This window comes from Psychroflexus torquis ATCC 700755, assembly GCF_000153485.2.
Classification (GTDB): Bacteria; Bacteroidota; Bacteroidia; order Flavobacteriales; family Flavobacteriaceae; genus Psychroflexus; species Psychroflexus torquis.
Genome location: NC_018721.1, coordinates 609566 through 625873, shown reverse-complemented (window position 1 = coordinate 625873; position 16308 = coordinate 609566). Strand labels below are relative to the sequence as shown.

Below are 16308 nucleotides of genomic sequence, written 5' to 3'. Positions count from 1 at the left end.
CATGGATGTTTTATTAATCGTTAACCCTATCTCTGGGGATAAAAATAAGTCGAACTTTTTAAAATTTGCTGGTCAAATAATGTCTGAACACAAACTTGACAGTCATGTTTATAAAACAACTGGGAAAGATGATTTTAAGGAAGTAGAGCAGTTAATTAAGACTAAAAGCCCTCATAAAGTAATTGTCGTTGGAGGAGATGGAACTTTAAATATGTTTTTGGATATTTTTAAGCTGGAAGGTTCTCTAATTGGCTATATACCTATGGGCTCAGCTAATGGAATGGCTGAAGAATTTGACTTAATCGACTCTCCTAAGCAGCTCTTCGAAAACTATCTAGCTTCAGAGAATTATTTTGAAGTGGATTTGCTCTTATTGAATCAAAAGCATTTGCTGCTTCATCTTGGTGACCTTGGTGCAAATGCAAATTTGGTTGGGAATTATGAAAAAGATAAAAGTCGTGGTCTCTTAACCTACGCTAAGCATTTTTGGTCTGAATTTATAAACCTTAAGGGTTTTGAATTTGAAATTGAAACTGAAGAAAATACCTATGAACGAAAAGGAGTCATGCTAGCCATCTGCAATGGAAGAAAGTTCGGGACTGGCATTCCATTGAATACTATTGGTAAGATGAATGATGGTTTGTTCGAATTAGTGATCGTAAAAGCAGTTGACTTTTCAGACCTTATTAAAGCCACTTATTCGAAATTTGATGAGGACTATGAAATTCAAAATTTTGAAACCATTCAAGCCAAGTCAGCGCAAATAAAACTTCATAAGCCCAATTTGCTTCAAATTGATGGTGAAATCATTGATCAATTCGATAAGATTCAAATTGATGTTTTACCAAAAGCTTTGAAATTTATCAAATAAAAAACGCCGATGAATTTTCATCGACATTTTTTATTTGATAAATTTCTCTTTTATTCCTTTCCTTCTTTAAAGGATTCAAATTCGCTACTTGTATTTTCTCTCGGCCATACATTATTAGCCGTATCTACATCGGCAGTTTCTGCCTTAGGGTCAACAATCATTTTTACGATTTCCTTTTCAGAAAAGATAGCCTTTTTCACTTCAGAATCGTTTTTTCTCCAGACTTGTACTGGATATTCGATAACCTCTGAAGTTCCATCGGCATATTGAAATTCTACAATAATCGGCATCACTAAACCTCCTGGTTTATTGAAAGTCACTTCATAAATATGCTTTGGCTGCTTCATCACATCAATCTCTTGTTGAGTGAAGTTATCCATAAGGTATTCTCTTAATTTTGGAGCTTGATCTAAAGGATCACCATTTTTCATAGCTGCTTCAAAATCTTCACTATCCTCTGTCAATAGATAAACTGCGTCTTTAGATCTTGGATCTTTTGCTGGATCATCTATACCATATCTACTAAGTAAAGCTTTACCTTCAGTGGTAGGATTACTTGAGATAAAGTAGTTTTTAACATCCTTGATGCCAATATCCACATAATCTGTAGTATAAAACCATCCTCTCCAATACCAATCTAAGTCAACGGCAGAGGCATCTTCCATTGTCCTGAAAAAATCCTCTGGAGTAGGGTGTTTAAACATCCAACGTTGGGCAAAAGTTTTGAAAGAATAATCGAAAAGCTCATGACCCATAACGGTCTCTCTTAAAATATTAAGCGCTGTTGCTGGTTTTCCGTAAGCATTATTTCCTAATTGGTACACTTGTTCTGGATTGGTCATGATTGGAGAGATATACTCTTGATTTCCTTTCATGTAATTAACCATTTTAGAAGGCTCACCTCGTCTAGAGGGGTATTTTTCATAGGTTTCTTCGTTTCCAGATAATATAGCAGGGTAAGTTTTTGCAAATTCTTGCTCAGATAAATACTGCATAAAGGTGTTAATACCTTCATCCATCCATCCCCATTGTCTTTCGTCACTGTTGACGATCATAGGAAAAAAGTTGTGTCCAATTTCATGGATAATTACGCTAACCATTCCAAATTTAGTACGATCTGAGATAAACCCGTTTTCATCTGGTCTCCCATAATTCCAACAAATCATTGGATATTCCATCCCTTGGCTTTTTGCATGAACAGAAATTGCTTTGTGGTAAGGATAATTAAACGTATAACTGCTATAAGTTTCTAAAGTACTAGCTACTGCAAGGGTCGACCAATCTTCCCATAAGGGATTACCTTCTTTAGGATAAAGGGAAACAGCCATAACATCTCTATCGCCGACCTTAACAGCCATCATGTCCCAAATAAATTTTCTTGAGGTAGCAAAACCAAAGTCTCTTACCATTTCAGCTTTAAACTCCCAAGTTTTAGTTTCAGTGGCATTCATTTTTTCGTTAGCAACGGCTTCTTCTTCTGTAACAATAACAACAGGTTTGTCGAAAGAGGTCTTTGCTTGTTCATATCGATCGAGCATTGTTTTGCTAAATACTTCTTTTCTATTCTGAAGTTTTCCTGTACCATCCAATATGTGATCTTCTGGAACAGTTATATTCACTTCATAATTACCAAATGGTAAAGCGAATTCTCCGCTTCCCCAAAATTGGTAGTTTTGCCATCCTTCTTTGTCATTATAAACGGCCATTCTTGGAAAAAATTGAGCAATAACATAAGCTCTGTTATCGTCTTCTTCAAAATATTCATATCCAGAACGCCCTCTGTTTGTCGTGTGGTTATTAATTAAATAATCCCACTCTATTGAAAATTCAAAAGATTTACCTGGTAGAAGTGGTTCTGGCATTTCTACTCTCATCATCGTGTAATTAATGGTATGAGGGAGAGGTTGGCCATCCTTATGAACTCTTTTGATGTTAAATCCACCATCAAATTCTGCTTTCATGTGAGAGTTTACAAAGCTTGGTGCAGGAGTTATTGGAGCAAATTCACTGCTGTTTTTCTCTTTGGCTGGACTATCTTTAGCTCTGATATTTTGGTCTAGCATAACCCATAAATAGCCTAAGGCATCGGGAGAATTGTTGGTATAAGTAATGGTTTCCTTTCCGTAGAGCATGGTATTCTCATCATCTAAGGTAATGTCCATCTCATAATCTGCAGTATTTTGATAATACTGATGACCTGGAGCACCAGATGCAGTTCTGTAGACATTTGGCGTTGCAAATTCATCGTAGAGTTGTCTGAACTTATTCTGGTTGGTATGTCCTTCTTGTTTTTCTTCAACTTTTTCTTCTTGAGAAAAGCCTGAAAAGGTAATTGATAAAACCGCCAAAAAGAGCGGTGCATATTTAATTCTATTCATAATGTACAGTGTTATTAGACTTAAATTAAATTAGGGTTAAAATGTTATCGTTCGTTTTGAGAGCTTTTTTTCTAAAATAAAACTTTTTTTAAACTCTCCAGATTCGAAATGAATCATATTTTTTTGCTGCTCAAACAAATCTGTCAAAATTAAATTTTCAATAGTTATTGAGTTAAGCTCATCTATATTTCCAATTTCAATATATAAGTAAACCATGTCATCTTCGTATTTCTTTCCTAAATACTTCAGGGACAAAATTTTACCCTCAGACTCTATAAAAAATTTATCCTTAATATATTTTTCGATAAAGACTTCAGTTTCTTTGACTTCTAAAGAGGGAATAAGTTTAAAATCTTTTTGATATCGTTTATTGAGAACATCTTCAAAATCATCTGTAAACACTCTAGAAATAATCTGTAGACTTTGTTTTTCAGCAACATAATTTATGTCGGTGACGCTAAGATAGAATTCATGGACGTCTGTAGTTGTTGAGATAGAAAGCCAAATAAAAAAAGTCAATAAAACTTTCATTCTTTTAAATTTTTAATAGAGATATAAGCAATTGCTTTTAGCTTCAATTCATCGATTAAGGCTAATGGATCTTCTTTATCCATGATGGAAACGGTATGCTTATCCTCCGCACAATAATAAGCAAAGTCTTCTACATAGATTTCAGGAATATTCAAGTCAGTAGTTATCAGACTAGAGGGAATAGTTCTTAAGAGTCTATTTTTATCAGTTTTAATATTTGCAATTTCTATGCGTTGCTTTATTTTCTTCATTTCTCCATTGAGAGACATAATGAGGAAATCTAAAGAGCTACTTTGAGCAGCGCGTAATTCTCGTTCTACTTTAGCTAATTTTCGAGGAACTCTAAAACCAAACTGCCGCTGGTCAATAAAGTCAGTCTCTACTTGTTTAATGTCTTTGCTTAGGTTACCTGTAAGATCATATTGTAAAATAGTGACTTCTTCTAATTCGTTGATTTGCATTTCTAGAAAAATAGAAGTGTTAGTTCTCAAATTACTATCTTCAACATTTATGGTGTAGGTTTTATGTTGAAGAGAAGTAAATAATATGGAATCGCCCACTTTAGCTCTTATGTTATATTTCCCCTCTGGAGTGGACACTTGCCCAATTTCTTGAGTGATATTGATGATGTTGATTTGATAAGTGTCCAAAGAATCTGCATAAATCTGACCCTTTATAAATTTTTCCTGCCCAAAGCTAATTAAGGGTAAGATTAAAAGGAGGTAGAAGTAGATTCTCAAATTAGTCTTTCGATTTAAATTCTTTAGACTTTTGAATCAAAAACTCAATCAAGTCCAATTCATTCCCTTTTTTAAGCATGTTTTTAGTGAGGCCTTTATCTTCGACATAGAAAATAAACTGATTGATTTTATCTTCATCGATATTAAGATTTTCTTTAAAAAAGGAATCTTTATACATCTTCCTCACCATAACATCAACATTTTCTGGCAACTTATGGTCTATAGTAACCTCTTTTGATGCTAAAATTGTTCTAAAAATATTAGCGATATTCAATCCATTTCTTATAAACTGTTGTTCGGTATTAAGACTTTCATTTATAGTTTGAGTTCTTATATTCGGCCGTGTTCCATCATAATCGTTCAGAATTGATTCTGAACCATCACCAGGTGCTTTAAAGTAAGTTGCATTTACTTTCCTTGCGTCCACCTCAATATTTCCCTCCAGATCATAAGGAGATACGATCACTTCGTCCAAGGTGTTGATTTCATCATTGATTTTGATGGTCAACTTCTTTTTTTGGATGATATTCTTATCTATGACCACCGTAAAATTTTGGTATTGAATGGCTTCAAATCTTAAGCGATCTCCTAGTCTCACCAAAATCCCAAATTGACCGTATTGATTGGTAACCGTCCCTTTATCTGTATTTTGATTGATGATTTCAATTTGTGAGGCCTCGCCATCAATAGGAACTATAATTTCTCCTGCAACATAAACGCGATCACTAATTTGTGCAGTTAATACTTGTATGAAAACGAGACAAAGGCTGGTAAAGATTAATTTCATGTGTTATTTTTTCACAATCTACTTAAAAAATCAGATACACAATCTTAATTTTGACACTAATTTTTTTGTTAACTCAGTTTATCACACATTATTCGTTGAAAGCATATGCAAGCAATCATAGCAAGTACATCCACTATTCACGGCAGCTCTTATCTAGAGTATTTACTACCAACTCTTGAGACTCATTTTGCCGATGTTGAAGACATTTTATTTATACCTTTTGCGAGGTCTGGAGGCATTACTCACGATGACTATACTGAAAAGGCTAAAAAGGGCTTAAAGCCATGTGGTAAAAATGTAAGAGGTTTGCATGAATTTAAAGACCCAAAAAAAGCTATTGCTTCTGCTGAAGCTATTTTTGTTGGAGGTGGAAATACATTTTTACTTGTAAAGCAGTTACATGAACTTGGATTGATGGACGTTTTGAGAACTGCAATTGATGCTGGGGCTCCCTATTTAGGGACGAGTGCTGGTAGTAATATATTTGGTCTTACTATGCAAACGACCAACGACATGCCTATTGTTTACCCTCCTTCATTTAAAACTTTGGGCCTTCTTGATTTTAATATTAATGCACATTATAAAGATCCCGATCTAAAATCAACCCATAAAGGGGAAACACGTGAGACTCGAATTAAGGAATTTCAAAATCTAAATTCTGTCATAGTTGTAGGTTTGCGTGAGGGGAGTTGGTTAAAAGTATCGGATTCTAAAATCACATTGGAAAATAACTTTTCTGCACGTATTTTTGAACCTGGCCAATTAGCTTACGAAATAGATCCCAATGCTATTTTAAATTTCAATTAGATGGATTATCAAGCTATTTTAGATCGACTTCAGAAGGATTTTATTCCCGATACGGCTATGGGGAATGTAGCTGGTTATATTCCAGAATTGTCTAAGGCTAATCCTCTGAAATTTGGGATTTATCTCTACGCTCACGATGGCTCATTCTATGAATTTGGAGATAGCCAAGAAAAATTCTCTATTCAAAGTATTTCAAAAGTCTTCACTCTAACAATAGCTAAAGAGTTGCTAGGGAAGGAGCTTTGGAAACGTGTAAACGTTGAACCTTCAGGATCGTCTTTTAATTCTCTTACAGAGTTGGAAAGAGAAAAAGGCATCCCTCGTAATCCTTTTATAAATGCTGGATCTATAGTGGTTGCAGATGCTTTGTTAACTGTTCTGGATAATCCAAAAAAAGACCTTTTGAAATTTGTAAGAAAACTTTGTGGAAGTGAGGACATTCACTTCGATGAGTCTGTTGCTAGAAGTGAAAAAAAACATGGTTACCGAAACAAAGCTTTGGTTAATTACATGAAATCCCTTGGCAATATTACTAACGACACCGAGGACATACTTGATTTCTATTTTTACCAATGCTCTTTAGCGATGACTTGCGATCAGCTTTCAAAGGCCTTTATGCTCTATGCCAATGAAGGCAAACATTTTAGAACTCAGGAGCAAGTGATAGATCCTCAAAGTGTGAAGCGTATTAATGCGATTATGCAGACCTGCGGATTTTACGATGAAGCAGGAGAATTTAGTTATCGAGTAGGCCTGCCAGGAAAAAGTGGAGTTGGAGGCGGTATTGTAGCCGTTCATCCTCAACATTACTCAGTAACAGTTTGGAGTCCTATGCTCAATGATAAAGGAAATTCTGCACTAGGGATGAAGGTGTTGGAAGAGTTAACTACGCTTACAGGCTTGTCGATTTTTTAAAATCTTTATCTAAGATTTAAATTTTAATATTTCTTTGTTCAATTGCTTACCAGTATATTTGTGATATGATTCAAATACCTTTATTTATTAGTGGGGCAGAAATAGCTTTTATATTATTTATTTTGATAATGGTTTTTGGTGCGGATAAAATCCCAGAAATGGCTAGGTTTTTCGGTAAAACGATGAAATCCTTCAGACATGCAACGGATGAGATTAAGACTGAAATTACCAAGCAAAAAAAGGAACACAATCTAGATTTCGACATCAAAAAAGATGTTGAAGAACATACCAAGACTTTAGAGTCTAAAACTTCAAAATTGAAAGATGAGGTTGAAGATGCTATTGGTCCCATCAAACGTCGATTCTAATGGAAATCAATCCTGTAAAATGGGATTGGGAATTAATGGTATTTCTAAATAACCTAAGTCCTGATGTATTAAATCCATTTTGGAGTTTTGTGACTTACACAAGACATTGGATACCCTTTTTAATATTTCTTATGGCACTTTTTTTTTATAAGTCACCCTCTAAGAAAGGCGTTTTAGGTCTATCAATAGTTTTAGCTTGTTCAGGTTTAACTCATTTAATTACAGATTTTACCAAATCTTTGGTAATGAGAAGCAGGCCAAATACAGTAGAAGCGCTTTCAGAAGTTATTAAAGTTTTGTACGAGCCTTCTCACTCCAGTTTTTTTTCGGGTCATGCTTCCACTTCATTTGCAGCTACCGTCTTTATATTTTTAAGTCTTAAATCTAACTATAGATACTTAGGCCTTATTTTTATTTGGCCTATTTTATTTTCATCAAGTAGAATTTTTGTTGGAGTTCACTTCCCAAGCGATATTATAGTTGGAGGGGTTGTGGGGACTATCCTTGCCATTTTGTTTTATGAACTTTACAATTTCCTTCTATACAAATTAGTTCACGTAGGTAATTAATAGAATGCTTAAAATGGCGATTCCAATCCCTATCCAATTCTTGGGACTTATCTTTTCTTTAAAACATACTATTCCTAAAAGTGTCGACAGTAAGACAATTGAAACATTATTGATAATGAAAATACTAGAGCTATCCAGTCCATCGATTCTTAGGGCCAAGATGAAAAAATAGATCGAAAAGTAGTTGGGAATACCCAATAAGAATCCTCCTAAAATATCTTTCCAGTTAAATTTTGCTCTGCCAGAAAGTGCTTTATATCCAAAAACCAGACTTCCAGTAAGGCAGGCAAATAGAAAGGTATTGGCAGAAAACAAGGAGATTTCTGAATCTGGCACATACGTATTTTCTAAAAATTTAATACTGCTTTCTATAAGACCACTTCCTAGAAAGACCAAAAGTGGAAAAATAAAGAACTTCATATCAATACTTAAACCATCGCGTCGTCTTACCGAGACCAGATAGACAGATACCAATGCCATCAAAATGCCTATAATTTTAAGGAGGCCTAAAGGTTCATCATAATACGCAATTACAAAAAGTACAGGAATGGCAACGCTCATTTTGCTAGCTACAGAAACGACAGACATTCCCCCTTTTTGCGTGGTAATGACCATAAGGTAGAAGACGAGTATAAACATAACTCCCAAAATCATAGAGCCATAAAACCAATCCTTTTGGGGAGTTTCAAGTAGTTCGTCTATAGACAACTGATCTTGTAAACTAAGTCCTAGAATAAAAGCGGTAAAGTAATTGACTATAAGCGCATTGAGAGTTGTAATTTTATATTTTCCAAAAAGCTTAAAAGCGATATAAATAGCGCTGGATGATAAAATACTAAGGAGAAGAACAATCAAAATAAGTCAGATTTAATAGAGAATAAATCGACGACTTCTTCTTTTCCAGCCTGCAAATGCCAGATATGTAATCCTAGAGTTTTTGCAGATAAAATATGATCTTGAGTATCATCTACAAATAAAGTCTCCTCAGGGGAAAGTTTATTGGTATTGAGGACATATTCAAAAATATCTCTGTTTGGTTTTCGATAATGTATTTCATGAGACAGATAAAATTGATCAAAACAGGATTTGAACTCTTCATAAATTGGAATGTTTGCTTTTACCCAATCGATATGTAGCGCATTGGTATTACTCAATAAAATAAGAGTATATTTTCCTGAGGCTTGAAGCTGTTTTAAAAATTCCAAACGTTCTGCAGGGAACTCAATTAAAATAGAATTCCAAGCTTCAATAAAAGCGTCTTGCGTTAATTTTGGAAAACAAGTGATATACAGCTGAACAAACTCTGAACTTGAGATCAATCCTTTCTCATAACTAGCATTAACCTTAATTAATTCCTCGCTTAGCTCAGTTGCTCCATGAATTTTCATGTGCTTTAGTGTAGCTGACTTGTCTAGAGTAAGAAATACATCTCCGAAGTCAAAAATAATAGTCTTAATCATTTTGAAAATAATTGAGTTGATCACCTTCTAGCCATTCATTTCTTGTGGCTTTTTGCTTTAGCACGGGTCCTTTAAGGCCGTCTTTAATTTCATTTTTCCCGATAAATACTCTAGCTTCATCCCATAGCTCATGATCAATAAAGCTCTGTATAGTCATGGCACCACCTTCTATAATTACAGATTGTAATCCCTTTTCATATAAGCTAGACAAAATTTGTTCAGGTAGATTCCTTTCAAAGTCGAGGGCCTCAAAACTCAAATTGTATTGACTCGCTTTAGTCAGTTTATGGTCATGGAATATGATAGTAGGCTGGGAAGTGTCCACCAAAGCTAGGGAGCTTGGTAATTTTAAAGCTCTATCGATAACAACACGTGTTGGGTTTTTGCCCTCATAATGTCTTACGTTCAATTTAGGATTATCCTTAAGTGCAGTTTGTGTCCCAACCAAAATGGCTTGCTCTTCGCTTCTCCATTTGTGCACTAGTTGTTGGGAATACGCATTGGTAATCCAAAAGATATCCCCTTTCTGTTGTTCAGTTGGAGCAATAAAACCATGAGTGGTTTCAGCCCATTTTAAAATTACAAAAGGTCTTTGTTTTCTATGAAATGTAAAAAACCGCTTATTTAGCTCTTCGCACGCTTCTTCACATACACCAACCGTTACACTTCTTTTAGCAGCCAATAATTTTTTGATCCCCATTCCTGCCACTTTAGCAAATGGATCCAAGGTTCCTATAACAATTTTAGGAATTTTCTTTTCGATAATGAGATCACTACAGGGAGGCGTTTTTCCATAGTGACTGCAAGGTTCTAGCGTCACATAAAGGATAGATTTTTTAAGTAAAGACTGGTCTTTAACAGAATTGATGGCCCTTACCTCAGCATGATCATCTCCTGCTTTAATGTGCCATCCCTCGCCTATAATGCGGTCATTATAGACAATCACACAACCTACCAAAGGATTGGGGTAAGTAGTGCCTAGACCATTAGCGGCCAGTTCAAGGCATCTTTTGATGTAAAATTCATTTGTTTTCACGACGTAAAAATAGAAAAAGACTTATGGATTCAACTTAAAATAATCATCCTTTTTATAAAGATAGTTTTCGCTGTTTTTTCTTTTGAATTTGTCAGGCTCAGACTTTAATTTTTCAAGATAGAGACACTTTAAAATTTTGAAATCTCTTAATTTAGCCTGTGGTTTTAAACCAGATTGGAAGACCAATTATTTTTTAAAAAATAATCACATTCAACTAAAGCAAAATATGACTGATATAACAATTAGACCTATAGAACAAAAAGACAATGCAAAAGTAGCAGAAATGATACGCTATGTCTTGATAGAACAAGGTGTGCCCAAAGTAGGTACAGCTTATGAAGACATAGCTTTAGATCAGCTTTTCGAAACTTACCAGAAAGATAGAGCAGAGTATTTTGTATTTCTGGAAGGAGATGAAATTCTTGGCAGTGCAGGTATAGCTCCTTTAGAAAACGGAGAAAGCACAATCTGTGAACTTCAGAAAATGTATTTTCATCCTAAGGTGAGAGGAAGAGGCCTGGGACAACAAATGATGCAAGTGTGCTTAAACTTTGCCAAAAAGCATCATTTTAATGAATGTTATATAGAGACTTTAGTTTCCATGGAGCCTGCTCAGAAATTATATAAAAAATCGGGTTTCGATTATATAGAAGAGCGATTAGGAGATACAGGACACTATTCCTGCAAGGTGTTTATGAAGAAAAAATTAGTTTAAGAAATAAGCCTAATTAAAAAAGAAAACAGCCATTATTGTACACGTGGAAAGAAGCCAAAAACGCTCAATTTTATCAATAAAAACATTTAAAAACTTAAAGAAGCTAATCTTATACCTAAAGAGACCACCGGTACTCACATTGAAAACAATTGCCTTAGCATAGAGAAAAAAATTTCAGGTCCCATTGGTGACAGTGCCCCAAATAGAAGCTTTAGGTGCAGAGAATGAATTATCGATGATTTTTTTTGAGATCTCTTAGGTATGCAACCTCACGAGCCAGATGTCCAAATATTAATGAGAATTGGCGATGACCATAACATTTCCATAGCCACCAATCCAGTAACAGCTCAGCTTTTGTAGATGCTTATTTTAAGAATTAATCTTTTGGAATAGCTTTTAAAATAAGATCCATAATATTTTGCGGACAGCGTATAGGTCGTTTTGTTTTATGGTCAACAAAAACGAGCACTGTTTGACCAAGAGTTAGGATTTCATCGTTTTGATTTCTAATTTCATAATCAAAAATAATCGATGCACTGGGTAATGTATTTAAGAGTGTCTTTACGTTTAGGATATTTCCAAACCTTGCCGGTTTTTTATAATCTATAGTCAATTTAGATAAGGGTAAAAAGATTCCTTTATCTTCCATTTCTTGGTAATGCATTCCCATTTTTCTCAACCAATCTACTCTGGCTTGTTCAAAATAAATAGGGTAGTTGGCATGATGTACAACTCCCATTTGGTCTGTTTCCGCATACCTAACTTCAATTGAAGAAGACGTCGAAATTGGCTTTATTAGTTTACTATTTTTGCTCAAAATTTATCTTTTAACATCTCATTAATTATAGGTAAAAAAAAAGAGAATTTCAACCCAAATCCGATTTTTTTATTAGAAAATTTGTTCACATATTTGCCTTTCGTAAGAACAGAAAAAACTTGCAAAAAATAGAATACTAATTAATATACTTTAAGTCTAACTATGTCAAAATCAGCAACTTCGGTTTGGGATAACTGCCTAACTTTTGTGAAAGACAACATCTCAGATCAAGCTTATAAAACCTGGTTTCAACCTATAAATGCCGTAAAGCTCAATGATAATGCCTTGAGCATTCAAGTACCTTCAAAATTTTTTTACGAGTGGCTAGAAGAGCATTACGTAGATCTTTTAAAAGTTGCTTTGACCAAAGAAATAGGAAAAGGAGCAAAGTTGGTTTACGTGATTCGAATGGAAAATGCTAAAGGTAATAGACAACCTTTTACAGAAAAAATACCAAGTACTCAACGTTCCAATGTTAACTCTCAATCTATAGATTTTCCTTCGCGTCAAAAGAATCCAGAATTAAGAAACCCGTTCGTCATTCCGGGTATTCGGAACTTAAAAATTGATTCTCAATTAAACTCAAATTACACTTTCGATAATTTTCTGGAGGGAACCTCCAATAGGTTAGCGAGATCTGCAAGTCTTGCCGTGGCAAATAAACCTGGTGGAACTTCTTTTAATCCTTTACTTATTTTTGGTGGAGTTGGTTTGGGGAAAACCCATTTAGCTCATGCTATAGGATTACAAGTCAAAGATAAATTTCCAGATAAAACTGTTCTTTATATTTCTGCAGATAAATTTACGCAACAGCATATCGATGCGGTTTCCAAAAATAACAGAAACGACTTTATTCATTTTTATCAAATTGTAGACGTACTTATTGTAGATGATATCCAATTAATTTCTGGTAAGAAAGGAACTCAGGATGTGTTTTTTCACATTTTTAATCACTTGCATCAAAATGGAAAACAAGTTATTTTAACCAGTGACAAGGCTCCTGTAGATATGCAAGACATTCAGCAGAGACTTCTTTCCAGATTTAAGTGGGGACTCTCAGCAGAACTCGCGCAGCCAGATTTTGAAACGCGTATCAAAATTATAAAGAATAAACTTTATAATGATGGTGTAGAGATGGCCGATGAAATTTTAGATTATGTGGCCTCAAGAATTACCGCCAACATTCGTGAACTTGAGGGGGCTATCATTTCTCTTATCGCACACTCCACGTTTAGCAAAAAAGAAATCACTATTGATCTTGCAGAGCAAATCGTAAAGAATTACGTCAAAAACAACAAGAAACCGATTTCTCTAGATGATATTCAAAATGTAGTTAGTGATTATTTTCATATCGAGATAGAAGAGTTACAGTCTAAAAGTAGAAAGCGCAACGTTGTTCAGGCTAGGCAAATCGCCATGTATTTTGCTAAAGAAATAACCAAAACTTCGCTCACCAGTATTGGAAGACACATAGGACAAAGAGACCACTCCACGGTCTTACATTCTTGTAAAATTGTATCCAATCTCCAAGAATCCGATAAGCAATACAGGAAATTCATCCAAGATCTCGAAATTAAATTCAAGCAGTTATGATTCGAGTTTTGATGGTATGCTTAGGTAATATTTGCCGATCCCCTCTGGCAGAGGGGATCTTAGAATCTAAGCTAGACACGTCCATTTTCGAAATAGACTCTGCAGGGACTTCTGCTTTTCATCAAGGTTCTCTTCCAGACCAACGCTCTATAGAAGTGGCCAATAAATATGGTATAGATATTACCAACCAAAAAAGCAGACCCTTTGCAAAGAAAGATTTTCAAAGTTTTGATTATATTTATGTCATGGATTCATCCAATTATGAAGATGTTATTAACATGGCAGACAACAAAGAGGAAGAAGATAAAGTCAGTTTAATTCTGAATACTATATATCCAGGCGAAGACCAAAGTGTACCAGATCCTTATCATGATTCCATTAATGGTTTTGAACAGGTGTATCATATGTTGGAAGAATCCTGTTCTGTTATTGCTTCAGAATTAGCATAATTTAATTTTTGATCAATTAATTATAGATGTATGGACAAAACACCTCAAAAAGGTAAACTTTATTTAATCCCTAATAGGCTTGGAGACTTGCCGCCCTTGGAAGTTCTACCTCTGTCTATCCGTAAAGTCATCAGCGAAATTGACCATTATATTGTTGAAAATGAAAAAGTTGCCAGGCATTTTATAAAAAAAGTAGTGCCTTCCAAATCACAGCCTAGCCTTGAGTTTAAGCTATTAAATAAATTCACTTCCGATCTTGAAATTCCAAATTTCCTTGATCAATGTGAACAAGGCATCAATATGGGACTAATTTCCGACGCTGGTTGCCCTGGAGTTGCAGATCCTGGAGCTCAAGTGGTAGCTTTGGCTCACCAAAAAAATATCAGAGTGGTTCCTTTGGTAGGTCCATCTTCTATTTTATTGGCCTTGATGTCTAGCGGTCTTAATGGTCAAAACTTCACCTTTCACGGGTATTTACCTATCGACAATCAAGAGAGAAAGCATTTTGTAAAAAAAATTGAAAAGGCATCTATAGACAATAACCAAGCTCAAATATTTATAGAAACGCCTTACAGAAATAATAAATTACTCATCAGTCTTATTACTACTTTACAGTCTTCTACCAGAATAAGTGTGGCCGTTGATTTGACCCTCTCTACCGAATTTATTAAAACTCAAACCGTCGCAGAATGGAAGAAAACGTCTATTGATCTGCACAAGCGGCCAGCGATTTTTACCATTCAAGGCTAACGAAGTGACCTGAATCTTTAATTCAACTTTATTTTGAAAGATGACGTTTTTAAAACCATTAACCGACCTGGTTCAGAAATTCTGTTTAAGGAAAAGGCTAGTAAGTTTTTCGCCTATTCTTTCCCTATTTTCTCAGAAACAGATGTAGAAAAGGCAATCTTTAGTTTGAAATCTAAACATAGCAAAGCAGGACATTTTTGTTATGCTTGGCAAATGGGAGAAAACTATGAACACTTTCGAGTCAGCGATGATGGTGAGCCTTCCAATTCTGCAGGAATGCCAATACTTGGACAGTTGCAAAATTTTGAAATGACCAATACCTTAGTGGTTGTAGTGAGATATTTTGGAGGTATTAAGTTGGGGGTAGGGGGGCTGATTTCTGCCTACAAAACTTCAGCAAAGATGGCTTTGGAAGCCAGTAAAATTATCACTAAAACCATCAATATGGAGTTTGATGTGATTTGTGAATACGATAAAATGAATCTGGTGATGAGACTGGTTAAAGAATACGACTTGGATATTCTATCTCAAGACTTAAAGCTCAATTGTAAATTTAAAATAAGTGTTAGGAAAAAAGACTTTGAAGAGATCTACAAAAAATTTGATAGCGTCTTTGGATTTCAAGTTTCTAGTGAGCATAAATCCGAGGAAGAATGACTGATCTTAAAAAACTAAAGCAAGACTTTTTTAAAGCTCTTCAGCCCATTTATGAAGGAGGAGAGATTTCTAATTTCTTTAAGTGGTTGGCAGAAGACCTTCTGGATTTAAAAACTCATGATTTGCTTTTAGAATCTGAAGCGAATCTAGATTCTAAAAAATTAGTAGAGTTTAAGAAGGCTCAATCTCGACTTGAAGCACAAGAACCTATACACTATATCTTAGGTTATACTGAATTTTTTGGGCTTCGTTTTAGAGTCAATACCAGTGTATTGATTCCAAGACCAGAAACCGAAGAATTAGTAGAATGGATTTTAGAAGATCAGAAATTTTCAAAGTCTCAGTTGTCTATATTAGATTTAGGGACGGGGAGCGGTTGTATTCCTATTGCTTTAGCTAAGCACCTACCTCAGGCTAAACTCAAGGCTCTAGATATTTCATCAGAAGCCTTAAAGCTAGCAGAATTAAATTCAGAAGATAATAACACCAAAATCGAGTATACTCAAGCCGATTTATTGACCTTGAAGCATCTTCCAGAGGAAATTGATATTGTGGTTTCCAATCCTCCTTATGTAAAATTCAATGAGCAAGCTCAAATGCAGGATAATGTTCTTAAAAACGAGCCGCATTTGGCTTTGTTTGTGAAGGATAGCGATCCTTTAATTTTTTATAGAAGAATTGCAGAACTGACTTCCAAAATGAGAAAAAGGCCTTTGGTTTATGTGGAAATCAATCAAAATTTAGCAGAAGAAACACGCCAATTGTTCAAAAGTTTTGGTTTTCAAAGCCTGGAGTTGAGGAAAGATTTCCGTGGGAATTACAGAATGCTAAAAGCTTATTAAACTATCCTTATTAACAGATATTC

General features: G+C 34.8%; 19 protein-coding genes. 11 read left to right on the top strand and 8 right to left on the bottom strand.

The features are described 5' to 3' along the window. Position 1 precedes the first annotated feature (1 nt). Positions 2–871 (top strand): diacylglycerol/lipid kinase family protein, encoded by an 870-nt coding sequence (locus P700755_RS02760; protein ID WP_015023234.1) that lies wholly within the window; start codon positions 2–4, stop codon positions 869–871. 50 nt (positions 872–921) lie between these two features. Here P700755_RS02760 and P700755_RS02755 read toward each other — a convergent pair whose 3' ends face one another. The 4 genes from P700755_RS02755 to P700755_RS02740 are packed head-to-tail and all read right to left on the bottom strand — an operon-like array spanning position 922 to position 5307. Then, a complete protein-coding gene (locus P700755_RS02755; protein WP_015023233.1) occupies positions 922–3249 on the bottom strand; it encodes a M1 family metallopeptidase in 2328 nt (775 codons plus the stop codon). Between the two features lie 36 nt (positions 3250–3285). Further along, positions 3286–3780 carry a DUF6702 family protein gene (locus P700755_RS02750; protein ID WP_015023232.1) on the bottom strand — a complete coding sequence of 165 codons (495 nt, stop codon included), beginning with the start codon at positions 3778–3780 and terminating at the stop codon, positions 3286–3288. After that, the gene (locus P700755_RS02745; protein WP_015023231.1) at positions 3777–4520 is read right to left on the bottom strand and encodes a hypothetical protein; all 744 of its coding nucleotides are present in this window, start codon (positions 4518–4520) and stop codon (positions 3777–3779) included. Before P700755_RS02745 ends, P700755_RS02750 begins: the two co-directional genes overlap by 4 nt. Before the next feature lies 1 nt (position 4521). After that, positions 4522–5307: a peptidase associated/transthyretin-like domain-containing protein gene (locus P700755_RS02740; protein WP_015023230.1), complete on the bottom strand. Its 786-nt coding sequence runs from the start codon at positions 5305–5307 to the stop codon at positions 4522–4524. Between the two features lie 105 nt (positions 5308–5412). Between P700755_RS02740 and pepE the strand changes: the two genes are divergently transcribed. The 4 genes from pepE to P700755_RS02720 all read left to right on the top strand — a co-directional run bounded on the left by pepE (position 5413) and on the right by P700755_RS02720 (position 7966). Then, entirely contained in the window at positions 5413–6114 is a 702-nt protein-coding gene (gene pepE, locus P700755_RS02735) for a dipeptidase PepE (protein ID WP_015023229.1), read from the top strand. Then, positions 6115–7029 carry a glutaminase gene (locus P700755_RS02730; protein ID WP_015023228.1) on the top strand — a complete coding sequence of 305 codons (915 nt, stop codon included), beginning with the start codon at positions 6115–6117 and terminating at the stop codon, positions 7027–7029. Positions 7030–7094: 65 nt separating this feature from the next. Beyond that, positions 7095–7397, top strand: coding sequence for a Sec-independent protein translocase subunit TatA/TatB (locus P700755_RS02725; RefSeq protein ID WP_015023227.1), 303 nt, complete (start codon positions 7095–7097; stop codon positions 7395–7397). Next, positions 7397–7966 (top strand): phosphatase PAP2 family protein, encoded by a 570-nt coding sequence (locus P700755_RS02720; RefSeq protein WP_015023226.1) that lies wholly within the window; start codon positions 7397–7399, stop codon positions 7964–7966. Before P700755_RS02725 ends, P700755_RS02720 begins: the two co-directional genes overlap by 1 nt. On the opposite strand, the gene P700755_RS02715 is transcribed toward P700755_RS02720, so the two are convergent. Genes P700755_RS02715 through ribD form a run of 3 tightly spaced genes read right to left on the bottom strand, consistent with a single transcriptional unit; the run spans position 7946 to position 10462 of the window. Beyond that, the gene (locus P700755_RS02715; RefSeq protein ID WP_015023225.1) at positions 7946–8821 is read right to left on the bottom strand and encodes an EamA family transporter; all 876 of its coding nucleotides are present in this window, start codon (positions 8819–8821) and stop codon (positions 7946–7948) included. The two genes, P700755_RS02720 and P700755_RS02715, sit on opposite strands and share 21 nt — an antisense overlap. Further along, positions 8818–9426 carry an HAD family hydrolase gene (locus P700755_RS02710; protein ID WP_015023224.1) on the bottom strand — a complete coding sequence of 203 codons (609 nt, stop codon included), beginning with the start codon at positions 9424–9426 and terminating at the stop codon, positions 8818–8820. The genes P700755_RS02715 and P700755_RS02710 overlap by 4 nt, the downstream gene beginning before the upstream one ends. Continuing rightward, the gene (gene ribD / locus P700755_RS02705) at positions 9419–10462 is read right to left on the bottom strand and encodes a bifunctional diaminohydroxyphosphoribosylaminopyrimidine deaminase/5-amino-6-(5-phosphoribosylamino)uracil reductase RibD (protein ID WP_015023223.1); all 1044 of its coding nucleotides are present in this window, start codon (positions 10460–10462) and stop codon (positions 9419–9421) included. The genes P700755_RS02710 and ribD overlap by 8 nt, the downstream gene beginning before the upstream one ends. Before the next feature lie 226 nt (positions 10463–10688). Here ribD and P700755_RS02700 point away from each other — a divergent pair, with 226 nt between their 5' ends. Further along, positions 10689–11177: a GNAT family N-acetyltransferase gene (locus P700755_RS02700; RefSeq protein ID WP_015023222.1), complete on the top strand. Its 489-nt coding sequence runs from the start codon at positions 10689–10691 to the stop codon at positions 11175–11177. Positions 11178–11553: 376 nt separating this feature from the next. On the opposite strand, the gene P700755_RS02690 is transcribed toward P700755_RS02700, so the two are convergent. Further along, entirely contained in the window at positions 11554–11994 is a 441-nt protein-coding gene (locus P700755_RS02690) for an acyl-CoA thioesterase (protein WP_015023221.1), read from the bottom strand. Positions 11995–12156: 162 nt separating this feature from the next. On the opposite strand from P700755_RS02690, the gene dnaA reads away from it, so the two are divergent. The 5 genes from dnaA to prmC are packed head-to-tail and all read left to right on the top strand — an operon-like array spanning position 12157 to position 16285. Further along, the gene (gene dnaA, locus P700755_RS02685) at positions 12157–13587 is read left to right on the top strand and encodes a chromosomal replication initiator protein DnaA (protein WP_015023219.1); all 1431 of its coding nucleotides are present in this window, start codon (positions 12157–12159) and stop codon (positions 13585–13587) included. Then, entirely contained in the window at positions 13584–14036 is a 453-nt protein-coding gene (locus P700755_RS02680) for a low molecular weight protein-tyrosine-phosphatase (RefSeq protein ID WP_015023218.1), read from the top strand. Before dnaA ends, P700755_RS02680 begins: the two co-directional genes overlap by 4 nt. A 30-nt stretch (positions 14037–14066) precedes the next feature. Next, positions 14067–14786: an SAM-dependent methyltransferase gene (locus P700755_RS02675; protein WP_015023217.1), complete on the top strand. Its 720-nt coding sequence runs from the start codon at positions 14067–14069 to the stop codon at positions 14784–14786. 33 nt (positions 14787–14819) lie between these two features. Beyond that, a complete protein-coding gene (locus P700755_RS02670; protein WP_015023216.1) occupies positions 14820–15443 on the top strand; it encodes an IMPACT family protein in 624 nt (207 codons plus the stop codon). Next, complete coding sequence (gene prmC, locus P700755_RS02665) at positions 15440–16285, top strand: peptide chain release factor N(5)-glutamine methyltransferase (protein WP_015023215.1); 846 nt, start codon at positions 15440–15442, stop codon at positions 16283–16285. Before P700755_RS02670 ends, prmC begins: the two co-directional genes overlap by 4 nt. The last annotated feature ends 23 nt before the right edge of the window (positions 16286–16308 follow it).